Below are 752 nucleotides of genomic sequence, written 5' to 3'. Positions count from 1 at the left end.
ATCGACACCGCCACCGCCCGGTTCAGCTCCACCACCGGCGACGGCGCCAACCGCCCCAACGCCTCGTATAACACCACGATCCGCTCCCAATCGGTCTCCTCCACCGACCCCGCCACCGCATGACACTCCGCGATCGCCGCCTGCAACCCGTAAGCCCCCAACCCGCGCCCCGCACGCTCCGCCCGCACCAACGCCGCCCGACCACGCCCGATCGCCGCACGATCCCACCGCCGCCGATCCTGCCGCTCCAACAGCACCGGCTCACCGTCCGGACCCACCCGCGCCGGAAAACGCGCCGCCGTCAACTCCAGCAACGCCAGCAACCCGTGCACCTCCGGCTCCTCCGGCACCAACCGCGACATCACCCGCGCCAACCGCTGCGCCTCACCCGCCAGATCGAACCGGATCACCTCACCCCCCGAACTCGCCGACGACCCCTCCGTGAAGATCAGATAGATCACACTGAGCACCGAACCCAGCCGCTCCACCCGCTCCCCCGCCGACGGCACCGCGAACCGCACCCGCGCCGCCGCCAGCGTCTTCTTCGCCCGCGTGATCCGCGCCTGCACCGTCGCCGTCGGCACCAGGAACCCGCGCGCGATCTCGTCGCTCGTCAACCCCCCGACCACCCGCAGCGTCAACGCCACCCGCGCCTCCCGCGACAGCACCGGATGGCACGACATGAACATCAACGCCAGCACATCGTCATCGATCCGATCCGGATCCCACAGCACGTCCTCGTCCTCCCGCCC

At 70.9% G+C, this 752-nt stretch carries 1 protein-coding gene; it reads right to left on the bottom strand.

The window, feature by feature from the left end; translation table 11 throughout:
- The coding region (locus DMH08_RS39685; protein WP_267898604.1) for an RNA polymerase sigma factor at positions 1 to 752 on the bottom strand (752 nt) is incomplete at both ends.

The organism is Actinomadura sp. WAC 06369 (assembly GCF_003947565.1).
Lineage (GTDB): Bacteria > Actinomycetota > Actinomycetes > Streptosporangiales > Streptosporangiaceae > Spirillospora > Spirillospora rifamycini.
The sequence above is the reverse complement of the archived record's forward strand: the minus strand, read 5'-3'. Positions and strand labels throughout refer to the sequence as shown.